At 57.0% G+C, this 5,382-nt stretch carries 3 rRNA genes; all 3 read left to right on the plus strand.

What is annotated here, in order from left to right:
* Positions 1–257: 257 nt before the first annotated feature.
* Positions 258–1,786: ribosomal RNA gene (locus IF67_RS40030) — 16S ribosomal RNA — on the plus strand.
* 302 nt (positions 1,787–2,088) lie between these two features.
* Positions 2,089–5,211, plus strand: a 23S ribosomal RNA gene (locus IF67_RS0138220).
* A gap of 74 nt (positions 5,212–5,285) precedes the next feature.
* Positions 5,286–5,382 (plus strand): 5S ribosomal RNA (gene rrf / locus IF67_RS40705); the annotation flags it as partial.

Below are 5,382 nucleotides of genomic sequence, written 5' to 3' on the forward strand. Positions count from 1 at the left end.
ACCGAAGGGAAGCGCCCGGAGATCCTGGTGAAACAGGAACAAAGGAAGCGTCCGTTCCTTGAGAACTCAACAGCGTGCCAAAAGTCAACGCCAGATATGTTGATACCCCGTCCACCTCGGTGGATGAGGTTCCTTTGAAAGTCCACCACGGCCCATGCGGTCGGGGTGGCACACACAGCGAGGACGCTGTGAACGACCGGACCTATTCCGTCTGGTCGTTCCGCTCTCGTGTGTGTTCACCGGATTACCGGTAAACATTCACGGAGAGTTTGATCCTGGCTCAGGACGAACGCTGGCGGCGTGCTTAACACATGCAAGTCGAACGATGAACCTCCTTCGGGAGGGGATTAGTGGCGAACGGGTGAGTAACACGTGGGCAATCTGCCCTTCACTCTGGGACAAGCCCTGGAAACGGGGTCTAATACCGGATACGACACACGACCGCATGGTCTGTGTGTGGAAAGCTCCGGCGGTGAAGGATGAGCCCGCGGCCTATCAGCTTGTTGGTGGGGTGATGGCCTACCAAGGCGACGACGGGTAGCCGGCCTGAGAGGGCGACCGGCCACACTGGGACTGAGACACGGCCCAGACTCCTACGGGAGGCAGCAGTGGGGAATATTGCACAATGGGCGAAAGCCTGATGCAGCGACGCCGCGTGAGGGATGACGGCCTTCGGGTTGTAAACCTCTTTCAGCAGGGAAGAAGCGAGAGTGACGGTACCTGCAGAAGAAGCGCCGGCTAACTACGTGCCAGCAGCCGCGGTAATACGTAGGGCGCAAGCGTTGTCCGGAATTATTGGGCGTAAAGAGCTCGTAGGCGGCTTGTCACGTCGGATGTGAAAGCCCGGGGCTTAACCCCGGGTCTGCATTCGATACGGGCAGGCTAGAGTTCGGTAGGGGAGATCGGAATTCCTGGTGTAGCGGTGAAATGCGCAGATATCAGGAGGAACACCGGTGGCGAAGGCGGATCTCTGGGCCGATACTGACGCTGAGGAGCGAAAGCGTGGGGAGCGAACAGGATTAGATACCCTGGTAGTCCACGCCGTAAACGTTGGGAACTAGGTGTGGGCGACATTCCACGTCGTCCGTGCCGCAGCTAACGCATTAAGTTCCCCGCCTGGGGAGTACGGCCGCAAGGCTAAAACTCAAAGGAATTGACGGGGGCCCGCACAAGCAGCGGAGCATGTGGCTTAATTCGACGCAACGCGAAGAACCTTACCAAGGCTTGACATACACCGGAAACGTCTGGAGACAGGCGCCCCCTTGTGGTCGGTGTACAGGTGGTGCATGGCTGTCGTCAGCTCGTGTCGTGAGATGTTGGGTTAAGTCCCGCAACGAGCGCAACCCTTGTTCTGTGTTGCCAGCATGCCCTTCGGGGTGATGGGGACTCACAGGAGACTGCCGGGGTCAACTCGGAGGAAGGTGGGGACGACGTCAAGTCATCATGCCCCTTATGTCTTGGGCTGCACACGTGCTACAATGGCCGGTACAATGAGCTGCGATACCGCGAGGTGGAGCGAATCTCAAAAAGCCGGTCTCAGTTCGGATTGGGGTCTGCAACTCGACCCCATGAAGTCGGAGTTGCTAGTAATCGCAGATCAGCATTGCTGCGGTGAATACGTTCCCGGGCCTTGTACACACCGCCCGTCACGTCACGAAAGTCGGTAACACCCGAAGCCGGTGGCCCAACCCCTTGTGGGAGGGAATCGTCGAAGGTGGGACTGGCGATTGGGACGAAGTCGTAACAAGGTAGCCGTACCGGAAGGTGCGGCTGGATCACCTCCTTTCTAAGGAGCACTTCTTACCAACCTCGGTTGGTCAGAGGCCAGTACATCAGCGAATGTCTGATGCTGGTTGCTCATGGGTGGAACGTTGACTATTCGGCGCACTTGATTGGTTGTCACTAGTACTGCTTCGGCGTGGAACGTGGGGATTGATGGAGTGGGCCGGGCACGTTGTTGGGTATCTGAGGGTACGGACTGTGAGTCTGGACCTTCGCGATGCCGGCCCCAGTGAACTCAGCCTTCGGGTTGGGGTGGTGGGTGGCTGGTCGTTGCTTGAGAACTGCACAGTGGACGCGAGCATCTGTGGCCAAGTTTTTAAGGGCGCACGGTGGATGCCTTGGCACCAGGAACCGATGAAGGACGTGGGAGGCCACGATAGGCCCCGGGGAGCTGTCAACCGAGCTTTGATCCGGGGGTGTCCGAATGGGGAAACCCGGCAGCCGTCATGGGCTGTCACCCGCTGCTGAACACATAGGCAGTGTGGAGGGAACGCGGGGAAGTGAAACATCTCAGTACCCGCAGGAAGAGAAAACAACAGTGATTCCGGGAGTAGTGGCGAGCGAAACCGGATGAGGCCAAACCAGTCACGTGTGATACCCGGCAGGGGTTGCGTGGTTGGGGTTGTGGGAGTTCTCTTTTGCAGTCTGCCGACTGTGAGGCAAGTCAGAAACCGTTGGTGTAGGCGAAGGACATGCGAAAGGTCCGGCGTAGAGGGTAAGACCCCCGTAGCTGAAACATCAACGGCTTGCTTGAGAACCACCCAAGTAGCACGGGGCCCGAGAAATCCCGTGTGAATCTGGCGGGACCACCCGTTAAGCCTAAATATTCCCTGGTGACCGATAGCGGATAGTACCGTGAGGGAATGGTGAAAAGTACCGCGGGAGCGGAGTGAAATAGTACCTGAAACCGTGTGCCTACAAGCCGTGGGAGCGTCGCTGTATGTGCTTGCACATGCAGTCGTGACTGCGTGCCTTTTGAAGAATGAGCCTGCGAGTTTGCGGTATGTTGCGAGGTTAACCCGTGTGGGGAAGCCGTAGCGAAAGCGAGTCCGAATAGGGCGTTGAGTAGCGTGCCCAAGACCCGAAGCGGAGTGATCTAGCCATGGGCAGGTTGAAGCGGAGGTAAGACTTCGTGGAGGACCGAACCCACCAGGGTTGAAAACCTGGGGGATGACCTGTGGTTAGGGGTGAAAGGCCAATCAAACTCCGTGATAGCTGGTTCTCCCCGAAATGCATTTAGGTGCAGCGTCGTGTGTTTCTTGCCGGAGGTAGAGCACTGGATAGGCGATGGGCCCTACCGGGTTACTGACCTTAGCCAAACTCCGAATGCCGGTAAGTGAGAGCGCGGCAGTGAGACTGTGGGGGATAAGCTCCATGGTCGAGAGGGAAACAGCCCAGAGCATCGACTAAGGCCCCTAAGCGTGTGCTAAGTGGGAAAGGATGTGGAGTCGCAGAGACAACCAGGAGGTTGGCTTAGAAGCAGCCACCCTTGAAAGAGTGCGTAATAGCTCACTGGTCAAGTGATTCCGCGCCGACAATGTAGCGGGGCTCAAGCACACCGCCGAAGTCGTGTCATTGCAACATGAGGACCAACGTCCGTTGTGATGGGTAGGGGAGCGTCGTGTGCCGGGTGAAGCAGCCGTGGAAACGAGTTGTGGACGGTTCACGAGTGAGAATGCAGGCATGAGTAGCGATACACACGTGGGAAACGTGTGCGCCGATTGACTAAGGGTTCCTGGGTCAAGCTGATCTGCCCAGGGTAAGTCGGGACCTAAGGCGAGGCCGACAGGCGTAGTCGATGGACAACCGGTTGATATTCCGGTACCCGCTTTGAAACGCCCAATATCGAATCCATTAATGCTAAGGCCGTGAAGCCGGCCTGGAGTCTTCGGACAAAGGGACGTGGTGGAGCCGCCGATCCAAGGTGGTAGTAGGTAAGCGATGGGGTGACGCAGGAAGGTAGTCCAGCCCGGGCGGTGGTTGTCCCGGGGTAAGGGTGTAGGGCGCTGTCCAGGCAAATCCGGACAGCTTGAAGCCTGAGACCTGATGCCGAGCCGATTGTGGTGAAGTGGATGATCCTATGCTGTCGAGAAAAGCCTCTAGCGAGTTTCATGGCGGCCCGTACCCTAAACCGACTCAGGTGGTCAGGTAGAGAATACCGAGGCGTTCGGGTGAACTATGGTTAAGGAACTCGGCAAAATGCCCCCGTAACTTCGGGAGAAGGGGGGCCATTGCTGGTGATGGAATTTACTTCCTGAGCTGGTGGTGGCCGCAGAGACCAGCGAGAAGCGACTGTTTACTAAAAACACAGGTCCGTGCGAAGCCGTAAGGCGATGTATACGGACTGACGCCTGCCCGGTGCTGGAACGTTAAGGGGACCGGTTAGTCACATTTCGGTGTGGCGAAGCTGAGAACTTAAGCGCCAGTAAACGGCGGTGGTAACTATAACCATCCTAAGGTAGCGAAATTCCTTGTCGGGTAAGTTCCGACCTGCACGAATGGCGTAACGACTTCTCGACTGTCTCAACCATAGGCCCGGTGAAATTGCATTACGAGTAAAGATGCTCGTTTCGCGCAGCAGGACGGAAAGACCCCGGGACCTTTACTATAGCTTGATATTGGTGTTCGGTTCGGCTTGTGTAGGATAGGTGGGAGACTTTGAAGCGGCCACGCCAGTGGTTGTGGAGTCATTGTTGAAATACCACTCTGGTCGTGCTGGATGTCTAACCTGGGTCCGTGATCCGGATCAGGGACAGTGTCTGGTGGGTAGTTTAACTGGGGCGGTTGCCTCCTAAAGAGTAACGGAGGCGCCCAAAGGTTCCCTCAGCCTGGTTGGCAATCAGGTGTTGAGTGTAAGTGCACAAGGGAGCTTGACTGTGAGACTGACGGGTCGAGCAGGTACGAAAGTAGGGACTAGTGATCCGGCGGTGGCTTGTGGAAGCGCCGTCGCTCAACGGATAAAAGGTACCCCGGGGATAACAGGCTGATCTTCCCCAAGAGTCCATATCGACGGGATGGTTTGGCACCTCGATGTCGGCTCGTCGCATCCTGGGGCTGGAGTCGGTCCCAAGGGTTGGGCTGTTCGCCCATTAAAGCGGTACGCGAGCTGGGTTTAGAACGTCGTGAGACAGTTCGGTCCCTATCCGCTGTGCGCGTAGGAGTATTGAGAAGGGCTGTCCCTAGTACGAGAGGACCGGGACGGACGAACCTCTGGTGTGCCAGTTGTCCTGCCAAGGGCATGGCTGGTTGGCTACGTTCGGAAAGGATAACCGCTGAAAGCATCTAAGCGGGAAGCCTGCTTCGAGATGAGTACTCCCACCCCCTTTGAGGGGTTAAGGCTCCCAGTAGACGACTGGGTTGATAGGCCAGATATGGAAGCCTGGTAACGGGTGGAGTTGACTGGTACTAATAGGCCGAGGGCTTGTCCTCAGTTGCTCGCGTCCACTGTGTAGTTCCACTCTTTTAACTAAAAAGTGTGCTTGTTCGCTAGAACCCGATAGGGTTTCGGTGGTCATTGCGTTAGGGAAACGCCCGGTTACATTTCGAACCCGGAAGCTAAGCCTTTCAGCGCCGATGGTACTGCAGGGGGGACCCTGTGGG

The sequence above is a fragment of the Streptomyces sp. NRRL S-1813 genome, assembly GCF_000719605.1.
In the GTDB taxonomy this organism is placed as follows: domain Bacteria; phylum Actinomycetota; class Actinomycetes; order Streptomycetales; family Streptomycetaceae; genus Streptomyces; species Streptomyces decoyicus.